The sequence below is a fragment of the Flagellimonas crocea genome (assembly GCF_033441595.1).
GTDB lineage: Bacteria > Bacteroidota > Bacteroidia > Flavobacteriales > Flavobacteriaceae > Flagellimonas > Flagellimonas crocea.
The window spans coordinates 302,721-328,059 of sequence record NZ_JAUZVX010000001.1 but is presented as its reverse complement, the minus strand read 5'-3'; the positions used below and the strand labels follow the sequence as shown (position 1 = coordinate 328,059).

At 42.3% G+C, this 25,339-nt stretch carries 20 protein-coding genes; 9 read left to right on the top strand and 11 right to left on the bottom strand.

Translation table 11 applies throughout. The features are described from left to right. Nucleotides 1–33: 33 nt before the first annotated feature. From SD449_RS01520 to fumC, 6 genes are all read left to right on the top strand, one after another. Nucleotides 34–891 carry a transglutaminase-like domain-containing protein gene (locus SD449_RS01520; RefSeq protein WP_318308260.1) on the top strand — a complete coding sequence of 286 codons (858 nt, stop codon included), beginning with the start codon at nt 34–36 and terminating at the stop codon, nt 889–891. A 54-nt stretch (nt 892–945) separates the two neighbouring features. Next, nucleotides 946–2,047 (top strand): peptide chain release factor 2 gene (prfB, locus tag SD449_RS01515; RefSeq protein WP_318308259.1). Its coding sequence is split into 2 segments (ribosomal slippage): nt 946–1,008 and nt 1,010–2,047, totalling 1,101 coding nucleotides; the frame shifts between segments, so codons are not numbered across the junction. 9 nt (nt 2,048–2,056) lie between these two features. Further along, complete coding sequence (gene arsC / locus SD449_RS01510) at nt 2,057–2,398, top strand: arsenate reductase (glutaredoxin) (protein ID WP_318308258.1); 342 nt, start codon at nt 2,057–2,059, stop codon at nt 2,396–2,398. Between the two features lie 68 nt (nt 2,399–2,466). Beyond that, nucleotides 2,467–2,949, top strand: a complete 483-nt coding sequence (locus tag SD449_RS01505) for a hypothetical protein (RefSeq protein WP_318308256.1) — start codon at nt 2,467–2,469, stop codon at nt 2,947–2,949. 101 nt (nt 2,950–3,050) lie between these two features. Then, complete coding sequence (locus SD449_RS01500) at nt 3,051–5,561, top strand: TonB-dependent receptor domain-containing protein (RefSeq protein ID WP_404828010.1); 2,511 nt, start codon at nt 3,051–3,053, stop codon at nt 5,559–5,561. A gap of 493 nt (nt 5,562–6,054) precedes the next feature. Further along, nucleotides 6,055–7,452, top strand: coding sequence for a class II fumarate hydratase (gene fumC / locus SD449_RS01495; protein ID WP_318308255.1), 1,398 nt, complete (start codon nt 6,055–6,057; stop codon nt 7,450–7,452). Between the two features lie 86 nt (nt 7,453–7,538). Here the strand turns inward: fumC and SD449_RS01490 are convergent, their stop codons facing one another. Continuing rightward, nucleotides 7,539–8,429, bottom strand: a complete 891-nt coding sequence (locus SD449_RS01490) for a hypothetical protein (RefSeq protein ID WP_318308254.1) — start codon at nt 8,427–8,429, stop codon at nt 7,539–7,541. 167 nt (nt 8,430–8,596) lie between these two features. Between SD449_RS01490 and SD449_RS01485 the strand changes: the two genes are divergently transcribed. Both SD449_RS01485 and SD449_RS01480 read left to right on the top strand, forming a co-directional pair. Further along, nucleotides 8,597–9,391 carry an MBL fold metallo-hydrolase gene (locus SD449_RS01485; RefSeq protein ID WP_318308252.1) on the top strand — a complete coding sequence of 265 codons (795 nt, stop codon included), beginning with the start codon at nt 8,597–8,599 and terminating at the stop codon, nt 9,389–9,391. A 65-nt stretch (nt 9,392–9,456) separates the two neighbouring features. Further along, nucleotides 9,457–10,155, top strand: coding sequence for a hypothetical protein (locus SD449_RS01480; protein ID WP_318308250.1), 699 nt, complete (start codon nt 9,457–9,459; stop codon nt 10,153–10,155). A gap of 12 nt (nt 10,156–10,167) precedes the next feature. On the opposite strand, the gene ettA is transcribed toward SD449_RS01480, so the two are convergent. The 3 genes from ettA to SD449_RS01465 form a co-directional block, all read right to left on the bottom strand. Next, nucleotides 10,168–11,859 carry an energy-dependent translational throttle protein EttA gene (ettA, locus tag SD449_RS01475; protein ID WP_318308248.1) on the bottom strand — a complete coding sequence of 564 codons (1,692 nt, stop codon included), beginning with the start codon at nt 11,857–11,859 and terminating at the stop codon, nt 10,168–10,170. A 35-nt stretch (nt 11,860–11,894) separates the two neighbouring features. Next, nucleotides 11,895–12,077, bottom strand: a complete 183-nt coding sequence (locus tag SD449_RS01470) for a CAL67264 family membrane protein (protein ID WP_090297015.1) — start codon at nt 12,075–12,077, stop codon at nt 11,895–11,897. Between the two features lie 66 nt (nt 12,078–12,143). After that, complete coding sequence (locus SD449_RS01465) at nt 12,144–13,127, bottom strand: Gfo/Idh/MocA family protein (protein WP_318308246.1); 984 nt, start codon at nt 13,125–13,127, stop codon at nt 12,144–12,146. 62 nt (nt 13,128–13,189) lie between these two features. Between SD449_RS01465 and SD449_RS01460 the strand changes: the two genes are divergently transcribed. Then, nucleotides 13,190–14,818: an acyl-CoA carboxylase subunit beta gene (locus SD449_RS01460; protein ID WP_318308245.1), complete on the top strand. Its 1,629-nt coding sequence runs from the start codon at nt 13,190–13,192 to the stop codon at nt 14,816–14,818. Between the two features lie 3 nt (nt 14,819–14,821). Here the strand turns inward: SD449_RS01460 and SD449_RS01455 are convergent, their stop codons facing one another. The 7 genes from SD449_RS01455 to SD449_RS01425 form a co-directional block, all read right to left on the bottom strand. Continuing rightward, entirely contained in the window at nt 14,822–16,558 is a 1,737-nt protein-coding gene (locus tag SD449_RS01455) for a hypothetical protein (RefSeq protein ID WP_318308244.1), read from the bottom strand. Nucleotides 16,559–16,603: 45 nt separating this feature from the next. Next, complete coding sequence (locus tag SD449_RS01450) at nt 16,604–17,950, bottom strand: M24 family metallopeptidase (protein ID WP_318308243.1); 1,347 nt, start codon at nt 17,948–17,950, stop codon at nt 16,604–16,606. A gap of 64 nt (nt 17,951–18,014) precedes the next feature. After that, entirely contained in the window at nt 18,015–20,093 is a 2,079-nt protein-coding gene (locus SD449_RS01445) for a vWA domain-containing protein (protein ID WP_318308242.1), read from the bottom strand. 111 nt (nt 20,094–20,204) lie between these two features. After that, entirely contained in the window at nt 20,205–21,185 is a 981-nt protein-coding gene (locus SD449_RS01440; RefSeq protein ID WP_318308241.1) for an AMP-binding protein, read from the bottom strand. Nucleotides 21,186–21,255: 70 nt separating this feature from the next. After that, entirely contained in the window at nt 21,256–22,218 is a 963-nt protein-coding gene (locus SD449_RS01435; protein ID WP_318308240.1) for a CPBP family intramembrane glutamic endopeptidase, read from the bottom strand. After that, the gene (locus tag SD449_RS01430) at nt 22,209–23,261 is read right to left on the bottom strand and encodes an o-succinylbenzoate synthase (RefSeq protein WP_318308239.1); all 1,053 of its coding nucleotides are present in this window, start codon (nt 23,259–23,261) and stop codon (nt 22,209–22,211) included. Before SD449_RS01430 ends, SD449_RS01435 begins: the two co-directional genes overlap by 10 nt. 57 nt (nt 23,262–23,318) lie before the next feature. Next, entirely contained in the window at nt 23,319–25,280 is a 1,962-nt protein-coding gene (locus SD449_RS01425) for a sensor histidine kinase (protein ID WP_318308238.1), read from the bottom strand. Nucleotides 25,281–25,339 lie beyond the last annotated feature (59 nt).

Here is a 25,339-nt window from a genome sequence, read left to right as displayed (position 1 = left end):
TTAACTAACTTGGCCTGATTGAAATTCGTATGAATGTTGTATCAATATGAAATAGATTACGATACTCGAAACTCCTATGAAATGGGATTGAACGAGGCATTTTGGCAGTTCTTGGTTATTCCGGAAGAGAATGAAACCCAAGAGCTTACCTACTGGCATTTTGAAAATGACCTTGGCGAAAAGAACAGTATCTCCGAAAATGGGCTCGGTTTTAAAACGGTCCAGGTGCGCTCCATAAAACAATTGGACCACATTAGGTTCCAAGCGCACTTTAAACTCACAAAGAAAGAAGTCAATCCGTTTAATTTTGACTTGCCGTTAAATTTGGAGGAAGAGCGAAAATCCTTGGAAAGCATTGACTTCAAAGTGACCCACGAACCGTATTTACGAAGGACCAAACTGACGGAGCTGCCCGAAAATCCAAAATCCATTTACTCCTTCGATGATGAAAAATCCATCTTTGAAAATTTGGTCGAGCTCAATAAATGGACCTACGAACATATCTATTTCAAGACCGGAGTGACCCATGTGGATACTTCGCTGCACGACATCATTGAGAATAGGCATGGGGTCTGTCAGGATTTTACCCATTTGTTCTGCGCCATTGCCAAACGACACGGCATTCCTGCAAGATACGTATCGGGATATCTTCACCAAGGACATGGCTTTTTTGGAGATTCGCAGATGCATGCATGGGCAGAGGCCTATGTGCCCAATGTTGGATGGATGGGCTTTGATCCCACCAACAACGTTCTGGCCAACCACAACCACATAAAAGTCTGTCACGGAAAGGACTACAAAGATTGCGCACCCTTAAAGGGTGTTGTGTACACCTTGGGCAAAAACGAAACAGAATATTCTGTTTTGGTAAAAGCCGCACAACAACAATAGTATACCCAAGGTCATGTGCAGAAAGAAGCTTATTTTTACCGCAAAATATAATATATGGTAACCACAGATCAGCAAAAAGATCTTATTGAGCGCCTTGGTGCGTTAAGGAGGTATCTTTGACATTGATGCCAAACTTATTGAAATAGAAAACGAGGAAGAAAAAACCCTCGCCCCCGGTTTTTGGGACAATCCACAAGAGGCCCAAAAACAAATGCAATCCATAAAATCCAAGAAAAACTGGGTAGAAGATTTTGAGGAAGCCAAAACATTGATCGGCGACCTTGAAGTGCTCATGGAGTTTCGACAAGCTGACGAAGTTTCCGAAGAGGAAGTGAAAAAACAGTTCGACAAAGCCACTTCTGCCATAGAAAAATTGGAGTTCCGTAATATGTTATCGGATGAAGGCGACGAACTCACCGCAGTGCTCCAGATTACCGCGGGCGCCGGAGGAACCGAAAGCTGCGACTGGGCTTCCATGCTCATGCGCATGTACATGATGTGGGCGGAAAAAAACCGCTATAAAATCAAGGAACTCAACTATCAAGAAGGTGATGTGGCCGGAATAAAGACGGTGACCTTGGAAATTGAGGGCGAATATGCCTTTGGGTGGCTAAAAGGTGAAAACGGAGTGCACAGGTTGGTGCGCATCTCCCCTTTTGACAGCAACGCCAAAAGACATACTTCCTTTGCCTCCGTATATGTGTACCCGTTGGTGGACGACAGTATCGAAATCGAGGTGAATCCGTCGGATATCGAAATCACTACTGCGCGATCAAGCGGGGCCGGAGGACAAAATGTGAACAAGGTCGAGACCAAGGTTCAACTGGTGCACAAGCCCACGGGCATACAAATTTCCTGCTCCGATTCGCGATCGCAGCACGACAATAGGGCCACGGCCATGAAAATGTTGAAATCCCAACTGTACGAAATTGAACTTCGTAAAAAACAGGAGGCCCGTGCGGAGATCGAATCCTCCAAAATGAAGATTGAGTGGGGATCCCAAATCCGTAACTACGTGATGCACCCCTATAAATTGGTGAAAGATGTACGTACCGGTGAAGAAACAGGTAATGTGGATGCCGTTATGGATGGTGATCTGGATGCATTTTTAAAGGCCTATCTGATGATGATGGGACAAAAGGAAGAACAAGATTAATACGAAACCATGATAAAAATATATCACAATCCACGATGCCGAAAATCTAGGGAAGGATTGGCGATTTTGGAAAAATCCGGTAAGGAATTCGAGGTTGTCAAATATTTGGATGATACACCTAGCAAAGAAGAATTGAAAACTTTGATAGAATATTTAGGTATCTCCCCCATAGATCTGGTCCGCAAAACCGAGGCCATCTGGAAAGAAAAATTCAAAGGAAAAACCTTGACCGATGATGAAGTGCTCACGGCCATGACCGAGAACCCCAAATTGATAGAACGACCCATAGTTGTAAACGGTAAAAAAGCAGTTGTGGGAAGGCCTCCGGAGAATATCTCCAAGTTACTATAATTCTGATATCCAACCATTTTTAACACCAATTGCACCGATTAATTCAACCTAAATAGTATATTTGGAGCATGAAAAGCAAGCAGACCCTGTTCTATATCACCTTGATCATTGGTATATTGGCCATCAACGATATGTGCGCGCAATACGGCTACGGATCTCCGTACGGTTCCCGTGGCATGTACGGGCGGGGACGCAGTTATATTCCCGAAGCTGGTCCAGTTAACACGGACAAGGAAGTAACCCCGCCCACCGCGGAAGAATTGGTGGATGAACAGATGCCCGCCATTACGGAAGCGATCGGCCTAGATCCTTTTGAGCAGGCCGTGGTGCGAACTTCATTGATCCAATCCGTTCAGCAACGAATTGAACTTCAGATATTGGAATTGGAACCTCTAAAAATGAAAGAAGAGGTCGAAAAAATAAAACGGCGCCAAGATGCCGAACTAAAGGCCGGTCTACCCGAGGACAAATTTGAGGCCTTTCAGGAACTACAGGAAAACAGGTTCAAGCCCAATAAAAAAAAGAAAAAGAAGAAGAAGAGCAAGGATTAACAATTCTTTAAGGTCATTCGCAGGGACAATTACGTTGTTGAGAGGTTAATATTTCATCCCCTCCTTTTTTACTTCAATTTTTGCAGCGTAAAAATCAAACTATGCAAAGGATATTAATCCCGTTGATGCTATTGGCCTTTTCAACTTTTCAAGGTTTAGCACAACAAAATCAAAATTCCATTACAATTTCTGGTAAGGTTGTCGACTCGGACTCCGGACAACCCCTGGAGTATGCTACATTCGTGTTGCAAGATGCCGCAAATCCCGATAAAGTGACAGGGGGGATTACCGATACTTCAGGCAACTTTGAAGTAGAGACCGCTCCGGGCACCTATAATATAAGTGTTGAATACATTTCCTATAAAACGTATTCCCTCAAGGGCCAAACCTATAATTCTTCTACCAATTTGGGTTCCATATCGTTATCACCTGATGTTGCCCAACTTGCAGAAGTGGAAGTGGTAGGAGAAAAAACGACTGTTGAGGTACGTTTGGACAAGAAAATCTACAATATTGGTAAAGATCTTACTACGAGCGGTGCTACCATTAGTGATGCATTGAGCAATGTCCCTTCTGTAAATGTTGACATTGATGGTGCCATCAGCCTGCGAGGAAATGAAAATGTACGTATTCTTATCAACGGCAAACCTTCTGCACTGGCAGGTTTTGGATCTACCGAAGCACTTCAGCAGTTGCCCGCCGATGCCATAGAAAAGGTAGAAGTGATCACCAGTCCTTCAGCCAGATATGATGCCGAGGGTACCGCTGGAATTTTAAATATAGTGCTAAAGCGGGAAAAGACCCTTGGTTTCAATGGTTCCATCAATCTATATGGAGGTCATCCGACCAATGGTGGTGTTACGGCCAACGCCAACTTAAGAACTGATAAATTCAATTTTTTCACCACAGTTGGTTACCGATATAGGGAAGGGCCTGGTAACGGTTACTTTGATACCAGATATTTTGACCCTAGACAGGATGCCTTTTTGGACAGTATCGCCTATGACAGGAATATAGAGGACAGGGATATTGACCGTATCGATCGGGGAGTGAATGCAAACTTTGGAATGGAATATTTCTTTAACGAACAATCTTCCATAACAGGTTCATATTTCTTCAGAACGGGAAGTGACGAGGATCTTACCACAAACGTCAATGATTATTTTCTCAACAATGATCCTCAGGTAGGTACTACCAGAAGTGAACTGGAAACTGAGAAAGAGAAAACGCACCAAGTATCGCTGAACTACATTAATCGGTTTGATAAGGATGGGCACGTATTGACAGCGGATTTTCAATATTCCGTGGATACTGAAGATCAAAATGGCTTTATAGCCGAACCTGTGCGATACAATAACACGGACAATACCAATATCGATATTCCAATGGAAGAGACCTCTTCCATACAGGACCAAACGGAATACTTGATACAAAGTGATTATGTGCTGCCTTTTGGTGAAGACTCGCAGTTTGAAGCTGGGTATAGGGGGACATTTGAAAATGAACTCACAGATTACCGTCTGTTGCAGGAAAATGCAAATGGGGTACTTGAAGTCAACGTAAACCAAACCAACGTTTTTGATTTCACTCAAAATGTACATGCGCTATATTCCCAATATGGTTCAAAATTTGGTGACTTTAATTTTCTGTTGGGACTTAGAATGGAAAGTACCCAGTTAAAGGGTGAAATATCTTCTGAACTTACGGAAGAGGAACTTCAGGAAGAATTCTCATTCCCAATAGATACAGACTTCGATAATAATTATACAGGTCTCTTTCCTACGGTAAACCTGATTTATGAATTCAGTGAAAGAGAAAATGTTTCTTTGGGATACAATAGAAGAATCAATCGCCCTTGGAGCTGGTTTTTGAATCCATTTCCATCCAGAAGCAGTAGAACAAATATTTTTCAAGGTAACCCCAACCTAAGGCCTGCATTTTCAAATGCATTTGATTTAGGCTACTTAAAGCGATGGGATAAACTTACTTTGACATCATCTGTATACTATCAAAGAGAAACCGATGCATTCCAAAGGGTTCAGGAACAGGTATTTATAACCGGACCGGGTGGCTCTCAAGTTGAAGTGATAAGGAACATTCCTTTTAACTTGGCAACCAACGACAGAACAGGGGCCGAACTGGGCTTGCTCTATAATCCTGCAAAATGGCTACGTATTAACGGAAGTGTCAACTTTTTCAGATTTAGTCTAGATGGTGAGTTCAATGGAGTGGACTATAGTCAATCCAACAACAGTTGGTTCGGACGCTTTAGTTCCAAAGTTACCTTGCCTTGGAAAATTGATTGGCAAACCAATGCTTTTTACCGAGGTGCATCTGATGAAGTTCAAGGACGTTCGGACGGTATTTTATCAATTGACCTGGCCTTTAGTAAGGACTTATTAAATGATAATGCCACCATTTCCTTAAATGTGCAAGACCTTTTGAACTCCAGAAAAAGAAGTTCTTTTACCACTACGGACTTTTTTGAACAGAACAGTGACTTTCAATGGAGACAACGCCAGTTGAGGGTTTCGTTCATCTATCGTATCAACGAGCAGAAAAAACGTGGACGACCCGAAAGGCAAGATGACTATGAAGAAGGACAATTTTAGATAAATTTTCCCCGAAACTTAAATAGAAAAGCAGCCAGTTGGCTGCTTTTTTTATGTTGCAAAATAATTTTTTCCGAATGAAAATTTTGAACAAAAAAATAGCCTTCAATGCAATGAAGACTATTTTAATGAAATAGATTTAAAATAAAAAGAAGCCGATGAGGCTTCCTTTCGTGTATTTTATTCTTCGATTTGGGCGCGTTTGGCCTCTTTTCTTTCTTTATACATTTCCCTTAGGTTACCGATCAACCAGTAAGGTACCACAAAGGTCAATAGGAATATCATCAACCAAAAACCGATTGTCAAAATTGTTAGAAAAGCTAAAAAACCTAAATATTGGTCAAATTCAAACATCTTTACTCCTTTTGTTTTAACAAAGATACTTTCTTCTTATCAAAAAAAACAAATACACGATCAAAAAAAGTGTATTTATCTTGATCAACTACCAAATAAATGCCCTATATCCTACCTTTGTAAAACAAAATTTTAAATTATGAGTTTCAGGATTGAAAAAGACACCATGGGCGAGGTAAAAGTACCCGCCGATAAATATTGGGGCGCCCAAACCGAACGTTCCCGAAACAACTTTAAAATTGGTGCTCCGGCATCCATGCCCTTGGATGTAGTGTACGGATTTGCCTATCTAAAAAAGGCCGCGGCCTATACCAATCACGAACTTGGTGTGCTCAGCCAAGAGAAAAGAGACCTTATTGCCCAAGTTTGTGATGAAATATTGGAGGGCAAGCACGATGACCAGTTTCCATTGGTGATCTGGCAAACGGGCTCGGGCACACAGAGCAACATGAACGTTAATGAAGTAATCGCCAACCGTGCGCATGAAATCGCGGGAAAAAAAATTGGAGAGGGCGAAAAAACCATTCAGCCCAACGATGATGTGAACAAGAGTCAATCATCCAACGATACTTTTCCCACGGGCATGCACATTGCCGCCTATAAAAAAATAGTAGAGGTGACCATTCCCGGAGTGGAACAGCTCAAAAATACTTTGGAGAAAAAATCCAAAGAGTTTAAGGACGTGGTGAAAATTGGGAGAACACACTTAATGGATGCCACTCCCCTAACCCTGGGCCAAGAATTTTCCGGCTATGTTTCCCAATTGGAACATGGTCTTAAAGCATTGAAAAACACCTTGCCCCACCTGAGCGAGCTGGCCCTTGGTGGAACCGCCGTAGGCACTGGTTTGAACACTCCGGAGGGCTATGATGTGCTTGTGGCAAAATATATTGCAGAGTTTACGGGAAAACCATTTGTTACCGCCGAAAACAAGTTTGAAGCCTTGGCCGCCCATGATGCCATCGTGGAAAGTCATGGAGCTTTAAAGCAGTTGGCGGTTTCCTTGAACAAAATTGCCAACGATATTAGGATGATGGCTTCAGGTCCGCGCTCTGGTATCGGCGAGATCATTATTCCGGCCAACGAACCTGGAAGTTCCATTATGCCCGGAAAAGTGAACCCCACCCAATGTGAGGCCATGACCATGGTTTGTGCCCAAGTTATGGGCAACGATGTGGCCATTAGCGTAGGTGGTACGCAAGGCCACTATGAGCTAAATGTATTCAAACCAATGATGGCAGCCAATATTTTACAATCTGCCCAGCTTATCGGAGATGCCTGTGTCAGTTTTGATGAGAATTGTGTAGTAGGGATTGAACCCAACCACGAAACCATTAAAACACTATTGAACAATTCTTTGATGCTGGTCACTGCCTTGAACACCAAAATTGGTTATTACAAGGCTGCGGAAATCGCCAATACGGCACACAAAAACGGCACTACGCTACGGCAGGAAGCTGTTAACCTTGGTTACGTTACCCCAGAGGAATATGATGAATGGGTAAAACCTGAAGATATGGTGGGCAGTCTCAAATAATAGACCCTCCTTGAGAATGCTTTAAAAGTAAAATGCCCATCCAAAAAAGGATGGGCATTTTTAGTTATGGTGATAGTGTGTGTTTACTATTTCAATTCGAAGCTAGATGTACCCAACAATTTCAACTTGTTGTCATACACATTTACCATGTAGTTTCCTTCTTGGAAATCACCACTTGGCTTGTTGATGTAATCACATACATCCAAAGCATCGTTTTCATAGTAGAAGTTGGTTCCTTTACTGTAAGTAAGGGAGCTTCCTTCTTCCGTAGTTTTGGTCATACTTTCGCCCAATACATTACCTTGTGGTCCAAGAACTTCAATGTAGAATTCTCTGTCACCAGCCTCAGCAATTACGTTGTCGGCGATTGTAAAACATACTTTGAATTTATCAGTAGCTCTAGCTCTTCTTGTGGAAACCAATTTACCACTGTTTCTTTCCTTGATAGCATCTACACTGATGGTACTAAGGTTAAGCGCAGAACCTTTTTCAACGGCATCGGCCAATTGTGTGTTCTGGATGATCAAAGAATCGTTGAATACGGTTTGTTGCTCCAACTCGGCAAAAGTACTGTCCCTCTGCATGGCCAACAAGCTGTTGGACTGAGTCAAGGAATCAACCTGCTTCAATAATTTTTCTCTTTCAGCTTTAAGAACGCTTACTTGTCTTCTGTAACGTGAAAGTGTAGCAATATCAGCTTTCATGCTACTTACAGAATCGATGTACTTAGCGATGTTGTCCCTAGCGGCAACCAATTCTTCATTGGTGGCATTGCTTTCCAAAATTGCTTTGTCGTATTCGGATTTCAAATTGTTCAAATCCTCTACAACCAATTCTTTCTCCTGAGTAAGAGCCTCAGTGGTCTGTTTTTTATCTTGGTAAAGACTAACAGTGTAAATAATGGTTCCCAAAAGAACTACACCCAACAGACCGGCAATTACCTTCAATCCGTTATTGTTATTTTTTGTTTCAGTCATAACTTTTTGTTTTAATTGATTCTCGTTTAAGGTTTTTAATCAATCGTGTTTGGTTTATATACGGATTGGACGCCGGTTTGGATTATCTGGATGAAAATAATATTCATAAAAGATTACTATTCTGACCATTATCCCTTATTTTTAAAAGGATAATTAAAAAATAGACCATGAAAAAAAATACTCCACTTATTATGGGTGCCTTGCTACTGCTCTTTATATCGTGTAAAGAGAAGCAGGAGAAATCAGAGGAAAGTACCAAAGTAGAAACAGTAATGGAGGTCGAGACCCCAGCGCCCGCAAAAATTACGCCTATTGAACATGCCACGGCGGTGATTGAGTGGAACGGCAATACTATATATATTGATCCAGTTGGAGGCAAAGCCGCTTTTGAAGGCCAACAATCACCCGATATCATTTTTATTACCGACGTCCATGGAGATCACTTTAATCCTGAGACATTGAACGAACTGGATTTGGAAGGTGTACAAATTGTCGCCCCCGATGCAGTGAAACTTCAAATGGAGGAAGGCCTATCATCCAAAACAACTACTATCAAAAATGGCGAGACCAAGGAAATGGCCGGATTTTCGGTAAAGGCCCTCCCTATGTATAATTTACGTGAAGAGGCCAAGGACTTTCATGTTAAGGGAAGGGGCAACGGATATGTATTCACTTTTGGTGACGAGCGTATCTATTTTTCTGGCGATACGGAGGATATCCCGGAAATGCGTGCATTGGAAAATATTGACAAGGCCTTTGTTTGCATGAACCTACCCTACACCATGACCGTGGAAAGTGCCGCCGATGCCGTTTTGGAATTTAAGCCTAATCAGGTGTACCCTTATCATTATAGAGGAAGACCGGATGTCAGCGATGTTGAAAAATTCAAAACGTTGGTAAACGAAGGAGATTCCAATATAAATGTGGTTCAATGGGATTGGTATCCCAATGATGATTTTTAGCCATCATAAAATAATAACGTAACTTCGTCGTTAGCTTAACATACTTAATAACCAAAATCTAATACATGAATATGGCTCCCAAATCCCATGTTTTTGTAGTGATGGCAATATTCTTTGCCGTACAAGCTACATTTTCAAATCAATGTGATAATTTTTATTCCAAAGTAACCTATGCGCTAAGCCATGGTAAAAAGGCCATGGAGGCGACGAACTTTGAACATCAAATGTATTATGCCGAAAGGGCATTGACAGCTTTGGAACAATCAGAGAGCTTCATGTCCGAGTGCAGTTGCGACAAGGCAAAGAACAAGACCTTGGATGCCATGGAAACCTTGGACAAAGCCATAGAGCCCATTGACTGGGAAGCTGGCAGGTTTTTTACAAAGAAAGCCTTGGGCGAAATCAATGAGTTGATCACCATTCTGGACCAATGCACACTTGGAACGTCCAGCACAGTGGAATCAACAGAAGTTTCGGAAGAAACCTACGATGGGGAAACTGTCGATAATTCAACGAACCAGACCGCTTCGGTACAATCCATGGAACTGGAAATGATCAAGGTTTTCGAAAAGCATGCCGGCGACAAATTACAGTCCGCCGAAAAAGCCATCGAACAGTTGATAGAATTGTCGAATTCCATTGGTGCTGCTCCGGTTAGCAATGACCAAGACCCGAACAGTTTGGCCGCCCATCAAAAAGCTTATTTGGAAAAAGCCAAAAAATTATTGGAGGAAGGAATCAAAAATCTCGGTGGAGAAGAATAATTCCTCCCTTTTTTAACGAATCAATTTTTTGTACTTAATACGCTTGGGCATGATATCCGTTCCCAAGCGTTTCTTTTTGTTCTCTTCATAATCAGAGAAAGAACCTTCAAAGAAATATACCTGAGAGTCGCCCTCAAATGCCAAAATGTGGGTACAGATTCTATCAAGGAACCACCGGTCGTGGGAAATAATTACTGCACAACCTGCAAAATTTTCCAAACCTTCTTCCAGGGCACGGAGCGTGTTCACATCCAAGTCGTTGGTCGGCTCATCCAAAAGCAGTACGTTGCCTTCTTCCTTTAGTGTCATGGCCAAGTGAAGACGGTTACGCTCACCACCGGATAGCATGCTCACTTTTTTGTTCTGCTCGCTTCCGGAGAAGTTAAATCGACTGAGATAGGCACGGGAATTTACTTGCTTCCCTCCCATCATAATCAATTCTTGGCTATCGCTAAAGTTTTCCCAAATGGTTTTATCCTGATTAATATTGGAGTGTGACTGGTCAACATAGGCCAGTTTTGCTGTATCCCCAACCTCAAATTCACCTTTATCAGGGGTTTCTTCACCCATGATCATCTTAAAGATGGTAGTTTTACCCGCACCGTTGGGACCAATAATACCCACGATTCCAGCTTGGGGCAATTTAAAGTTTAGGTCTTCGTAAAGCAATTTATCCCCAAAAGCTTTGCTTACGCCTTTAGCCTCAATAACGTTGGTTCCCAAACGAGGTCCGTTGGGAATATAGATCTCCAGCTTCTCCTCCATTTGTTTTTGGTCTTGGCTAAGGAGTTTGTCATAGTTCTTTAAACGGGCCTTTTGTTTCGCCTGTCTTCCTTTTGCACCTTGACGAACCCAATCCAACTCTCGTTCCAATGTTTTTTGACGCTTGGATGCTTGTTTGCTCTCCTGCTCCAATCGTTTTGCCTTTTGATCTAACCAACTGGAGTAGTTGCCTTTCCAGGGAATCCCCTCGCCACGGTCTAGTTCCAAAATCCATCCAGCAACATTATCCAAAAAATAACGGTCGTGCGTTACGGCAATCACAGTTCCTTTGTATTGTGCCAAATGGTGCTCCAACCAGTGTACCGATTCGGCATCCAAGTGGTTGGTGGGCTCATCCAAGAGCAATACATCAGGTTCCTTCAATAACAAACGGCAAAGTGCCACCCTTCTGCGCTCACCACCGGAAAGCACACTTATTTTTTTGTCCGATTCGGGAGTACGGAGGGCATCCATTGCAATCTCCAATTTCGTATCCAGTTCCCAGGCATTGGAGGCATCAATCTGATCTTGGAGCGCTGCCTGCTTGTCCATCAACTTTTGCATCTTGTCCGGGTTCTCGTATACCTCGGGCAGGCCGAACATATCGTTGATTCTATTGTACTCGTCCAAGATGGCAACCGTTTCGGAAACACCTTCCTTTACCACTTCGAGGACAGTCTTGTTTTCATCCAACTGGGGCTCCTGCTCCAAATAGCCAACGGAATATCCCGGTGAAAAAACCACATCCCCTTGGTAATTCTTGTCCACTCCTGCTATAATTTTCAAAAGGGTAGACTTACCTGACCCATTCAGACCCAAAATACCGATTTTGGCCCCGTAGAAAAAACTCAGGTAAATATTTTTAAGCACCGGGGTATTGGCCGTTTTATAGGTCTTTGTTACCCCAGACATTGAAAAAATGACTTTCTTATCGTCTGACATGTACTGTATTGATTAAATTGTTTTTGAAAAAGAGACTATACGCGGCCTTTTAAGGCATTGAACACCCACGCTACGGCAAAAAAGCCAATCCCAACGGCTGCAAAGCCATAGCCCGCGACCTCATCATATTTAAAGGCTCCAAGTGCTATCATTCCCAAACCTACCAAAATCATGATCCATGTGGCATAGGCCAGCACTGTGTTTTTGTTCATTCCCATTTTATAAATTTCTGAAGAGTTTCAAATATCGTAAAAATAGGGATAATGTAAAGTGATTAGCAAGTATTATGTTTCAAATGGAAAGTGAATACCGCATTTTTGCCTGACCTTGTCCAATAACTCCGCCAAATCCAGACTGTTTTGATGGGACCATAAGTTACTTTCAATTTTCTTTTCCCTTAAACACTGCTGAACCTCTAAAATTTCATAATAGTACCCGAATCCTTTCAAGGGAAGTTCAACCTTATTGGTTTGCCCATCTTTGACCAAGGTATATCCATCCGCATGGTGCCACCTTGGATTCAAGAACAATTCTCCCTTGGAGCCTGATATTTCAGCCTCCATCCTGGAATTGGTGGTAAGTCCACTGTACAATACCGACTGCGCATTTTCGTAGTCAAAAATCATACTGGTTTGAAGTTCGGTACCATTCTCATGGAATTTTGATGTAGCCATAATCTTTCGGGGCTTTCCTAACAACAAGTAGGACAAAAAAATCGGATAGATTCCAATATCCAATAAACTACCTGAGGCCAAATCAGGATTCAGCAAGCGCGATTCTTCATCGTTATCCATGCCATAAAAGGCAAAATCCGCATGGATATATTTCAAGTCACCAATGTCACCATCATCAACTAGTTTTTTTACCTTTTGGATGGATGGATTGAAACGCGACCACATGGCTTCCATCAAAAAAACTTCGTTTCTTTTTGAAGCATTTACCTGCTCCACAACTTCTTCCCTATTTACCCCCATAGGCTTCTCACAAACCACTCCGATGCCATTTTCCAAAGCTTTTATGGATAGCTCTTTATGAAAATTGTGGGGGGTGGCCACGTAGACCACGTCAACAGTACCCGACTGAAAAAGTTCATCGTAACTCCCAAAAGCATGGGTCACATTATATTCCTTGGCAAACTCTTGTGCCCTCTCAAAAGATCTTGATGCTACCGCGGCAACCTCCGCATCATCTACCAGAAGTAAATCGGATACAAATTTTCGGGCTATTTTTCCGGGGCCAACAATGCCCCATCGTATTTTGGTGTCCATAGATGTCAAAAGTAATGATTATAACTCCTTATCTTTAACATCCAAATTGAATTTTTACACAGATGGACTTAAACTTCAATAAAAACGAAGACCACAATAAATTAAAGTTATCCGACCTAAAGCGCAGGCTAGCCAAGGTAAAACTTGGTGGTGGAAAGGCCCGTATCGAAAAGCACCACGCAAAGGGCAAGATGACGGCCAGGGAACGAATCGATTATTTATTGGATGAGGATACCGATTCCATAGAGATAGGAGCTTTTGCCGGAGAAGATATGTACGAAGAGCACGGCGGATGCCCTTCGGGTGGTGTTGTGGTCAAAGTTGGATATGTGAAGGGCAAGCAATGTGTAGTGGTCGCGAACGATGCCACCGTAAAGGCTGGTGCCTGGTTCCCTATTACCGGGAAGAAAAATCTACGTGCCCAGGAAATTTCCATTGAAAATAGGCTTCCCATTATTTACTTGGTGGACAGTGCAGGAGTTTATTTGCCCATGCAGGATGAGATTTTCCCTGATAAGGAGCATTTCGGCCGAATTTTTAGAAACAATGCCGTGATGAGCAGTATGGGAATCACCCAAATAGCCGCCGTCATGGGAAGCTGTGTTGCCGGCGGGGCGTATTTGCCCATTATGAGCGACGAAGCTTTGATCGTGGACAAAACAGGAAGTATTTTTTTGGCAGGAAGCTATTTGGTGAAAGCTGCCATAGGAGAGAGCATAGACAACGAAACGCTTGGAGGGGCCACAACACATTCTGAAATTAGTGGCGTAACGGATTACAAGGCCAAGGACGATAAGGATGCATTGGATAAAATCAAAAGCATTGTAGATAAAATCGGTGATTTCGATAAGGCCGGTTTCAATCGGGTCGAACCAAAAAAGCCTGTGGAAAACCCCGATGATATTTTCGGGATATTGCCCGCATCAAGAAGCGACCAATATGATATGTTGGAGATCATAAAGCGTTTGGTGGACGATTCCGAGTTTGAGCAATACAAAGAAGGATACGGCAAAACAATTCTTACCGGTTACGCTCGTATCGACGGTTGGGCGGTCGGTATTGTGGCCAATCAAAGGAAAGTGGTAAAGACCAAAAAAGGTGAAATGCAATTCGGTGGTGTTATCTATTCCGATTCTGCCGATAAGGCCACTAGATTTATCGCCAACTGCAACCAAAAGAAAATTCCCTTGGTGTTCTTACAAGATGTTACAGGGTTTATGGTCGGGAGCAAAAGTGAGCACGGCGGAATTATTAAAGATGGCGCCAAAATGGTAAATGCGGTAAGCAATTCGGTAGTGCCCAAATTTACCATTGTAATAGGAAACAGCTACGGTGCAGGAAATTATGCCATGTGCGGAAAAGCCTACGACCCCAGATTGATTGTGGCCTGGCCCAGTGCAGAGTTGGCCGTAATGAGTGGAAACTCAGCTGCAAAAGTGCTTTTGCAGATTGAAAAAGCCAGTTTGGAGAAAAAGGGCGAACCTGTGGATACCGAAAAGGAAAAGGAGCTATTTGATAAAATCAAACAGCGATATGATGACCAAATATCACCTTATTATGCCGCCGCCAGACTCTGGACCGATGGCATAATCAATCCCTTGGACACCCGAAAATGGATTTCCATGGGAATCGAAGCTGCCAACCATGCGCCTATCGAGAAAAAATTTAATATGGGGGTGTTGCAAGTCTAACCGTTATTTACTTTGTACAACACGTGAGGGTACAGTAAAATCGAACAAATGTTGATTGGTACCTTTGATTCCCAAACGATATGTTTTAATCTCCTTGCTTTGCAACTTGGTGCCATAATTATGGTAAATGGTCACTTTGAGATAGGATGGGGTCAATTGCTTGTTGCCGTGATAGGTGGCGTTGACGCTCCAGATACCGGGCAGCTCATCGTCCAACATAAAGTCAGCCATGGAATACCCCAATTTTTTTTCGGAATATATTCTTTCTGGCATCTCCGCTAGAGTGTGCTTCCAATTATAATACTGGTTTTCGGGGTTCACGAACTGTAGGTCGAACTCTGCTTCGGAATCATTCCATTCAAAGACCAGCCTAGTGGCAAAATCGTCTTTATCGTATTTTTTTCTATTCTGGATTCTAAGCGTACCGTTCTCCAAAGTGAACAAATTCTTGATTTCCCGTTTCATTATCATGCCCAGTTCCATGCTATCCGCTGGAAGCATTCCTTCGTCCTGGAGATAGGCATGCCTCGCGTAGAGTGTCGTGGCCGATTTCGGCTGGCCAAGGTTACGGTAGCTGTTGGCCATATCAATAAAGCTTTGTGCATAATCCGGGCGCAACCTATACACTTTTTTATAGATATCATGGGCCGTTTCGTACCTGCCCTCACTTTCCAACCTGTAGGCAAGAGCCTTCAGCATTACAGGGTTCTTTTTCATTGCCCGGACAAAGCTCTCCATAATTTCATTGGCAAAATCCTCTTCGCTCCTATCCTCATAAAAGTATGCGTAGGAATCCAAAAGAAAATAAGGATGGTTCCCGTAGGTCGCCCTCGTTTCATTATAGATATCCTTTGCCTCTTCAGCCGATCTACTTTGTTGGAGCTTCAACAAATAACTGGGCAAGGTCTGGTCGGGAATATTTGATTTAACATCGCCTTCCCTTACATAGTTGTTGCGAAGTTTTGCTTGATCAAAGGGTTCATCATTTTTGTTGGGCGTAACAGTTCCTGTTTTGGTGTTGATGACAACGACGCCCCCGATACCAATAGTGCCATATTTGGACAGAGCTGATACTGAAGGAATGAATGCCATTCTTTTTACGTTTCCCCAAAGCCAACTGCAATATACTTTCGTGAGAATCTGTCCATCTACATCAAATATAGCATTGGCTTCATTGTTAATACTTTGAATGGACCTCATGGATACAATCAGCTCATCGCTTGAAGGATCACATTGGGCCCTAACACCCGCGAATTTCCCCCAAACTATGGAATTGATATTGGGTGCATTTTCAAAATCTTCCTCATCGGTAATTCTAAGTGAAAAATTTGATGTTTCCGCATCCAAAAACCCAAAATATGTTTTTATGAGATTTTTGTTGTCTTGATAATCCAACATCTTTTCCCGAAAAGATTTTCTTTTTCTCGCGGCCACTGTAACACCGTCCAATTCTTCGGCATCAGGTTCCATTTTAATATTTATGATGTGGGTTACGTCCTCAACGATAATGGACAAAGTATCCATACCAAAATAGGTATATCTTAGCTCATCACGAGGATTTGCAAGAATCTGATACTGCCCAGTGGAATCCGAGTTTGCTTCCGTGCCTGATGTTAAATTTGAAATTTGAACATTTGACAAAGTAGATTTTCCATCAGTGATTCGTCCTTTGATGTTTTGTTGGCCAAAAGTAAAATCAGAATATGAAAGAAGTAAAAATACAAACAACAGTAACCTCATAAAAAATTGAGCATTAAATGGTTACTAAATTTACAAAAAAAATAATCAGTTTCCTAGATGTCCTTTCACTCTGGGAATCAACAACAATTCCGTTTGCCTACCATTGATGTATCGGAAGCCATCTTCGCCAAAAAAACCAGGCTCCTCCAACATGATACGAATGTCCCTGTTCCATTCTGGAATATTTACTGTGGCGTTCAATTCAATGGCGTAGGCGGTATTGGGGTTCAATGGATAGTTTTCGCCATCATCTTTCATCACGCCACCTTGTGCATCCCACATACCGATAGTAGTACCCGCAGAATGGCCATATGTACCCAAGGGATGGGTATAAATCGATGGTCGTAACCCTGCAGCTTTCGCATCTTGTAAAGCCTTGGCTAGAATTTCGTTTCCTACCCTGCCCTCGACCATATTCTGGGTCAAGAAATCCTGTACGCGGTTGCCATCATACAAAGCATTTGCCAAGAAAGATGGCGCTTCGGTCTCCTCAGGTTTCAGCACGTAGGCCAGTTCTTGGCAATCAGTATTTAGTCGTAAATAGGTGATTCCAAAATCACAATGCAACAAATCTCCTCGTTGAATCACGGCGTCGTCAGGGCGGCCAGAAAAGGAATACAGGTGGCCTACTAACTCTTCACTGGTCCGTTGAATGTCCACGGTAGGGTGAAACCAAGTCTCCAGACCCAAATCGGTCACTTTTTGACGCATCCACCACTCCACTTCGGTGGTGGTCGTAATTCCTGGGGTAATCACTTTTTCCGAAAAAGCTTCGGCAATAATATCGTGGGTAATATCGGTAAGCTGATTAAATATGGTCATCTCCCTTGGCGTACGGGTCTCGATCCACCGCACCGCCAATTGTTCCGCGGAAACTACTTTGGAGTGGTACTTTTTGGGAAGGTTGGCCATGAACTCATCAAAGTCGGTCTTGTCCAAACCATCGGCAATATTATGATCTTTTGAAAAATTAAGCCCGATCTTGTCTGGATTTCGCTCCGCGATCAACTGCATCAATCTCTTCCATTGGTCAGGCTCCTTCTCTTTGTCCCAAGCGGAAACAATGTTTTTACCGATGTTGTAGCGTGCCACCGCAAGTTTTTCTATGGTATTTTTTTCTTTGTTCCTATAAAAAAGTAGAATAGTCCTTCTACGGGCGTTCAGCCATGTTGCAGGAAGCATGGTTCTGAGCACTGGATCTTCGTTGTATTCACGGGATATCAGTACCCACATGTCCAGGTCGGTGTCATCCATTAATTTTGGGAGGAGGATATTGAAACGCTCTTCGAGAATCTCGTCCACTACCTTGGCGCGTTCCACTTCGGGCAGTATTTGTTGTGAGATAGCAATACAGGGCAATAAAAGCAATACTAGTTTGATGGTTTTTCGCATGGTTGATTTTTTGCTGAAATTACAGCTTTTGACAGAATTAAAAAAAGTGCCCGAAGGCACTTTTTCACAAACTGTTGGCATATGACTTAACCAACCTCACAAACTCTGCCCGATACCCCTCGCTATCGTTTTCCAATCCTTTTTCCGCCAGAGCCACTACCTGGTCCAGAGTACTATTGTTGGTGAATTTGGATTTTCTCAAATGAAGACCAAAAAGCGCGACCGAAGCTGCAAAATTAAAATCGGGGGAAATTGAATCCATTGAGTTCCCCATGATTTTGGTTATCTCCGTGCTCGTATCGCCATCAGGTTTTTTGTATCTAAATTTGACCGTCAAAAATTCATCGGCTTGCCCAGTGTTTTTAGTGTCGGCATATTTAAGGTCATGGACAGGTTTAAGAAAGGGACTCTCCACTCCCACGGGAACCACCTCATAAAGTGCCGTAACGGTATGCCCGCTGCCCAATTCTCCTGCATCCTTGGTATCATCTATAAAATCCTCGTCTGCAAGCATTCTGTTCTCGTATCCTATCAAACGGTAGGCGCTCACCACTGCAGGATTAAATTCAACCTGTATTTTTACGTCTTTTGCGATGGTGTACAGTGTTCCCCCAAATTCCTGTCCAAAAACTTTTTGGGCTTCTTGCATCGTGTCGATATAAGCATGGTTTCCATTGCCTTTATCAGCCAATTTTTCCATTTTTGAGTCTTTGTAATTCCCCATACCAAATCCCAGAACGGATAAAAACACCCCAGATTTACGTTTCTCTTCGATAAGGTTCACCATATCCTTGTCACTCGAAGGACCTACATTGAAGTCACCATCCGTGGCCAAAATAACCCTGTTGTTTCCGTTTTTGATGAAATTTTTGCTTGCTAATTTGTAGGCCAGATCAATACCTTCACCTCCCGCCGTGGAACCTCCAGCATTCAAATTATCGAGCGCTTTGATGATTTCCATTTTTTTATCCCCTCGTGTAGGTTCCAAGACCACACCTGCTGCTCCTGCATACACTACAATGGAAACCTTGTCCTTTTCACGTAGCTGGTTCACCAATAACTTAAAAGCGGATTTGAGCAATGGCAATTTATTTTGACTTCCCATGGATCCTGAAACATCTATTAAAAACGTAAGGTTTGATGCAGGCAATTCCTTCTGTTCATAGGTTTTACCCTGCAAGCCAATTCTCACCAAACGGGTATCCTTGTTCCAAGGGGTCTGGACCACTTCTGTATTGATGGAAAACGGATGTTCGGTGGGCTGCGGATAGCTATAATTGAAATAATTGATCATTTCTTCCACCTTAACGGCATCCGCGGGTATTTGTTGACCATTGTTGATCATTCTTCGGATATTGCTATATGATGCTTTGTCCACATCTATGGAAAATGTGGAAAGTGGGCTCAAAGACACATGTTCGAACTGGTTTTCGGTGATTTCCGCATACTTTTCATCATTTTGAATTTGATAGTTTCCTTTTTTAGTGGTAATCACGATACAGCCATTTTTTGCAGAAGACCCAAACAAACTTCGTGCTTTGGCTCCTTTGTAAATGTTGATCTTATCTATTTGGGAAGGATCTAACTGAGCTACCACCGAATTGTTTTGTTTCAGAATAGGTGTGCCATCAACAATATACAATGGTTCTTCACCTGATTTAATGGAATTGACTCCCCTGATTCTGATATTATCAGCATTCCCGACCACTTGCACTCCCGCTGCCCTGCCCTGCAACGTCTGTGCAATAGACGTATGATATGCTTTCTGTTTTCTACGTTTAATTTGGGCCGCGGAAGGTGCTCTAGTGCTATATCCCTGAGCAGCATATCCAATGGTCACAACTTCTTCAAGCATTTGCACATCTTCCTCCATCTGTACATTGACTGTTTTGCTCAAGCCAACCTTTACTTCTTCGGTCTTGTACCCGATGTACGAAAAAACCAAAGTCTGGCCCTGATAGGCAGCTATGCTGTATTGACCATCAAAATTGGTCTGGGCGCCTTTTGAAGTTCCTTTTACCAAGACGTTGGCTCCTGGGATTGGATAATTATCGGCATCGGTCACCACACCAGTAACAACGTTTTCCTGTGCGGTGATTTGTACACAAAATGCCAGTACGATAAGTAATATTGCATTTTTCATAATTGATATGGTTTTTAGATTCATAGCTAACCTAATATCAATTACTGCGCGATAAAATCGGTAATGAGGCAAGTAGCGCTTCTGCTTAGGGAACGGCCTTTGGAAATTAGTCTAAATAATCCGTTCCAACGTTTTTTGACGGTCTATCTTTTTTGTGGAAGTCTCAATAAAGGGTTTTACAAAGTAAATTTGTTTGGGCACCTCATATTTTGAAATGCCCCTCACCTTTTTAATGTTCTGAAGCAGTTCTTTAAGATTGGTAGCCTCGCTTTCTACTACGAGCACCAACTTTTGGCCCAAGGTTTCATCCGGAAGTCCTGCCACAAAAAAACGGGTGTTTATCAACGGGGATAATTTCTCCTCAATTTTTTCGGGCATTAATTTGATGCCACCAGAATTGATAATGGAATCGTATCTTCCCAACCATTTGAATTGTGTGTCGCCAACCAGTTCCACCACATCGTTCGTCACTACTTTATCCGTAGCAATTTTTGGAGCATCGATAATCAAACAGTTTCTTTCATCGATAGATAATTTCACATGGGGCAGTGTTTCAAAATAGTTGCTACCTTGTTTGTCCAATTTTTTTACTGCAATATGGGTGATGGTCTCCGTCATCCCGTAGGTTTCATAGGCCTCAACAGGTGCCTTGACGAGTTTATTCTGCAAACTTGCATCTATTGGGGCTCCACCGACAATGAGCTGTTTAATTCTGTTCAAGGCATCCAACGAATTTTGAACCTGAAGCGGAACCATGGCCACAAAATCATACACTTGGTTATTACTGGACATTGGATTTGAAGAGGGTTCCGTATAATCCAAATGAAGCCCAAGAACCATGGCACGGACCAACATCATTTTGCCTGCAATTCCTGTGCAGGGCAAACATAAAAGCGCATTTTGTTTGGGCTGCAACCCAAAATACGCTCCCGTGGCCAATGCGGAATTCACCATATGCTCTTTTTTGAGAACAATGGTTTTGGGATTTCCTGTAGATCCAGATGTTTGCACTTTTACCGTTGATGTATCGGAAGTCCAATCCAGTAAAAAATTACCAATGATTTTTTCAAAAGATTCATCCTCTTTTGCCAAGTGGCCTCCAATTTCGACTAACTGGTTCTTTGTTAACCCTTTGCCGTTAAGCCTAAAGTCTGGATGAATATTATGCCAGGTCGGATTCGCCATCGGTCAGTGCTACAAATTCTTCTTTGGACAAAACTTTACCAAAAAGTCGTTCCTTCCAGTTTTTCCAGCCGTACTTTTTGGAAAAAATAAACAGCAAAATGGGATAGATCACAAAAACGGGAATAAGAACATCCCAACCCAACACGGGTTCGGAAACATCTTTGTAAAGGGAATTGGTGCGAAAAGCAGTCCAATCGGCGGTAACGAGTATGGCCGTAAAAAAATTATTGGCAGCGTGGAAACCCAAAGGCAATTCCAGTCCTTCGTCCATCAAGGTCAAAATTCCCAGAAAAAAACCAGTCCCTACATAATAGACCAAAATGCCGTAACCCAATTTTTCAACTTCGGGGTTTACAATATGCAACAGACCGAACAATGTAGAACTGATTATAAACGGTAACCACCTGTTTTTGGCTGCTATTCCTATGCCCTGCATGAGGTACCCTCGTGTAAAATACTCCTCAAAACTGGTCTGTATGGGAATCATAACAATGGATATGAGCAGTAAAATTAAAAAAGGAACGGGTTCAAATTGGAACTCATAGTTTTCGGGGGACAAATAAATATCCAAAAACACCAGGGCAACGGAAACAATTCCCCAAAGCGTAAAAGCAAAAGTTATCCTTTTCCAATCAATTTTTTTTCTGGAGGTGGTAAAATTCTTGAGGGATAATTTATGAATAAACTTGACCGCGACCCATAAACTGATCATGGCAACTACGAACATGATCAAAATCAAAAAAAAGAACATATTCAACCCTAAGGAATCGGCCATTGCACCATAATCCGATGCCATAAGGGCCTCGGGGCCACTTTTGAGCATAACTGCGAATACCAATGGAATTCCGCCGAGCAACTGCCATCCAATAAAAATGATAAGAAAACCGATTAAATATCGCCAACCGTCGGACAATCCTTTGTAAGCCTGCTCTATGTACATATGTGTTCAATTAATTTTGTATTCCAATCTTTTGAATTGCGATAAAACAATTTTCCGTTTGATACTTCCAATGGGCTATCGATATTGTTGGTAAACAAACTGCCCGTACCCAAGCCTTGTGGCATCTTTGTACCCAAGGAATAAGTAAACTGTGCAATTGCATTCAACCCAATATTGCTTTCCAGTGCACTGGTGATCCACCAGCCAATATCTTGCTTTTCTGCTAAAGCTATCCATTCTTCACAACCGCCAATACCTCCCACCAAACTTGGTTTTAAAATGATGTATTGCGGTCGTATGGTTTGTAGCAATTTTTCCTTTTCTGTTACATCAAAAATCCCGATTAATTCCTCGTCCAGGGCAATGGGAAGAGGTGTTGTTTCGCAAAGTTTGGCCATTGCCTCCCATTGGCCCGCTTTTATGGGCTGCTCGATGGAATGGATTTTAAAAGTGGATAATCTTTCCAGTTTTTTCATGGCTGCATCGGGAGCAAAAGCCCCATTGGCATCTACCCGAAGTTCAATTTCTTCTGGCGAAAAATTATCACGAATGGATTTGAGAATGGATATTTCTTGGTCAAAATCGATGGCTCCGATTTTCATTTTAATACATCCAAAGCCATCCTTTAATTTTTGCTCCAATTGTTTGAGCATGTAATCCGTGTTACCTATCCAGATAAGACCATTGATGTCTATGGGAGATTCCTTTTGAGTGAAGTCCGAAGGAAAAAGTTCAAACGGGTCTTTGGATTGAAGTGACAAAAAAGCCTGCTCTACCCCAAATTGAATGGAGGGAAATTCTTTGAGTTGATTCAGAAGCTCATCTTTCCCCAAATGAATATTTTTGCAGGTCCAAGCAAGCTGGTGTTCGTAATCGGGTTGGTCATCAACGCTCAATCCACGTAAAATACCGCACTCCCCTATTCCCAGACCATTTTTATCTTTTAAGATGATGAACCATGTTTCTTTCTGGGTCATTACCCCACGTGAGGTACCGCTGGGAACTTTAAAATTTAGGATGTACTTTTTGTAGCTTGCTTTCATGGAATGGACTCAAATGTAAGTATATTTTGAATCCTATACAGATGGAAAAGCTATTAATCAACTAAAGTTGAACCAGAATCGGACACCTTCGGTTTGCCTATCCACATTCAATTTGGATTGCAACTGGTTCACCAAGCGATTGATCAGTCGTATGCCCATGGACGAGTGCGAACGCTCATCGGTGTCCTCGGGAAGCCCGACTCCGTTATCGGTATATTCAAAATAGCCCTGGTCGCCATTTTTACGGAGATGAATATAGATTTTTCCGTTCTCATCGTTTTCAGGGAATGCGTATTTGAAAGAATTCGACACCAATTCATTCAGAATCAAACCAAACGGAATGGCGCGGTCAATGTCCAATTCGGTACCTTCGGCATCTATGGTAATGCTGATGTTGTGCCCTCCTTTTTTGTACACGGATTGCACACTGTTAATCAAACTTTCGATATATCCTTGCATTTCAATTACCGAAAGGTCGTCGTTCTGATATAATTTTTGATGTATCAGCGCCATCGCCTTCACCCTGCTCTTTCCTTCTTCCAGTGCCTCTATGGCAGCCTTGCTTCGGGTATTTTTGGTCTGAAGGCTCAAGAGGCTGGATACCATTTGTAGGTTGTTCTTGACCCTGTGATGGATTTCCTTTAAAAGGGAGTCTTTTTCAACCAACGAATTTTCGATAATATGCTTTTGTTCCGCTATCAATCGTTGGTTTTTGATACTTTTTAAATACGCATAAACCAGACCGGCGAATCCCAAAAGGGTAAATATCAACGATATAAACACCAAATTGATGCGCTCATCTTTGGCCTTCATCTCGTTACGGGCAAGCTCATTGATGCGTTTTTGCTCATCGATCAACCTTTGGGAATTCTCCAGATCCTCGTTGGCAACAATCGTCACCAATTGTTGCTTGATGAGTGCAGATTGCTTCTTGGCCAAGGAATCCTTTATTCTTTCGTTGCGCTTGTAATAGATGGAAGCGTTTTTATAGTTTTCCACTTTATCATAAAAAGCGGCAAGCAAACTGTTCTTTTTTATGGTCTGCAGTACGGTAATGTTATCGAACTCGATGTCCAGATATTTTTTTGCATCGGTAAATCGGTCAATCTGTAAATTGGCCTCCGCCAAGTACAATGTGTTTTCCACTACTTCGCTCTGGTCCTCATTTTTTGAAGACTTCTTTAAGGTTTCGATGCTGCTCTGCAACAGAGGGATTGCCTCATCATAATCCTCGAGCATTACATGACATTTCGCTATATTCCCCTCTATTTCCGCCTTTAAAAGTTCGGTTTCAAAAATATCGGACTCACTTTTTTGAATGGAAATATCGTTCACATAAACGTCCAGATAGGCCTTTGCTTTTTTCAGTTCGCTCAATGCCGTGGGCGCCGAGTCATCCAAACGCAAATAGTTTCCGACTTTGCTGTGGTATTTTGCCAAACCGTAGGAATCATTGTCCGCAATGGTCGGCTTCACTTCCATAATATACTGGTTCCTCGCTTTTCTGTAAAGTCCCAGATTGCTATAGATGTCGTAAAAAGCCACGTTGTTGGTGAGGCCAAGTTCACGTTTTTGCTTTCTGATTTCGATTTGTTTGTCGAACAATTGGAGATTGGCATAGTTATCATCCAAGACATCCAACACTATTTTTTGGGAATCGGGGTCCAGGGAATCTTTGATATCATACAATTCCTTGGCCAAGGCGGTACTTTTATCGTATTCCCCCAAATCGTTATAGACCTGTGCCTGCATTACCCTGTACAGATGCATGGCGGTAGTATCCTCCGTTTTTTCGGCATTTGCCAAATAAATTTTGATGGTGTCCAACCAATCGTATGCAGAGTTTACATTATATCGGTCCAGGGAATTAAAAAAGACCTCAAACCGCTGGGAGGGTTGATCGGTATCTTGAAATTCCTTTAACGTACTTTCTTCATTATCGGAAATGGTCTGTGCCGATGAAGTAAAAAGAAAAACAAAATATATAGCGGTAAATATAAGTCTTACGTAACGTTCCATTAATTTAATTGATACAGAGACCGCCGGTTTTGCACCTTAGGTCCTATATTATTATCGTG

Bases quoted from the DNA above. Each gene is read 5' to 3' on its own strand.
- SD449_RS01435 (WP_318308240.1), bottom strand. From the start codon at position 22,218: ATGTACATAGAGCAGGCTTACAAAGGATTGTCCGACGGTTGGCGATAT.
- SD449_RS01465 (WP_318308246.1), bottom strand. From the start codon at position 13,127: ATGGACACCAAAATACGATGGGGCATTGTTGGCCCCGGAAAAATAGCC.
- SD449_RS01485 (WP_318308252.1), top strand. From the start codon at position 8,597: ATGAAAAAAAATACTCCACTTATTATGGGTGCCTTGCTACTGCTCTTT.
- SD449_RS01455 (WP_318308244.1), bottom strand. From the start codon at position 16,558: ATGAGGTTACTGTTGTTTGTATTTTTACTTCTTTCATATTCTGATTTT.
- SD449_RS01470 (WP_090297015.1), bottom strand. From the start codon at position 12,077: ATGGGAATGAACAAAAACACAGTGCTGGCCTATGCCACATGGATCATG.
- SD449_RS01450 (WP_318308243.1), bottom strand. From the start codon at position 17,950: ATGCGAAAAACCATCAAACTAGTATTGCTTTTATTGCCCTGTATTGCT.
- SD449_RS01520 (WP_318308260.1), top strand. From the start codon at position 34: ATGTTGTATCAATATGAAATAGATTACGATACTCGAAACTCCTATGAA.
- fumC (WP_318308255.1), top strand. From the start codon at position 6,055: ATGAGTTTCAGGATTGAAAAAGACACCATGGGCGAGGTAAAAGTACCC.
- ettA (WP_318308248.1), bottom strand. From the start codon at position 11,859: ATGTCAGACGATAAGAAAGTCATTTTTTCAATGTCTGGGGTAACAAAG.
- SD449_RS01430 (WP_318308239.1), bottom strand. From the start codon at position 23,261: ATGAAAGCAAGCTACAAAAAGTACATCCTAAATTTTAAAGTTCCCAGC.
- SD449_RS01445 (WP_318308242.1), bottom strand. From the start codon at position 20,093: ATGAAAAATGCAATATTACTTATCGTACTGGCATTTTGTGTACAAATC.
- SD449_RS01425 (WP_318308238.1), bottom strand. From the start codon at position 25,280: ATGGAACGTTACGTAAGACTTATATTTACCGCTATATATTTTGTTTTT.
- arsC (WP_318308258.1), top strand. From the start codon at position 2,057: ATGATAAAAATATATCACAATCCACGATGCCGAAAATCTAGGGAAGGA.
- SD449_RS01500 (WP_404828010.1), top strand. From the start codon at position 3,051: ATGCAAAGGATATTAATCCCGTTGATGCTATTGGCCTTTTCAACTTTT.
- SD449_RS01490 (WP_318308254.1), bottom strand. From the start codon at position 8,429: ATGACTGAAACAAAAAATAACAATAACGGATTGAAGGTAATTGCCGGT.
- SD449_RS01505 (WP_318308256.1), top strand. From the start codon at position 2,467: ATGAAAAGCAAGCAGACCCTGTTCTATATCACCTTGATCATTGGTATA.
- SD449_RS01480 (WP_318308250.1), top strand. From the start codon at position 9,457: ATGAATATGGCTCCCAAATCCCATGTTTTTGTAGTGATGGCAATATTC.
- SD449_RS01460 (WP_318308245.1), top strand. From the start codon at position 13,190: ATGGACTTAAACTTCAATAAAAACGAAGACCACAATAAATTAAAGTTA.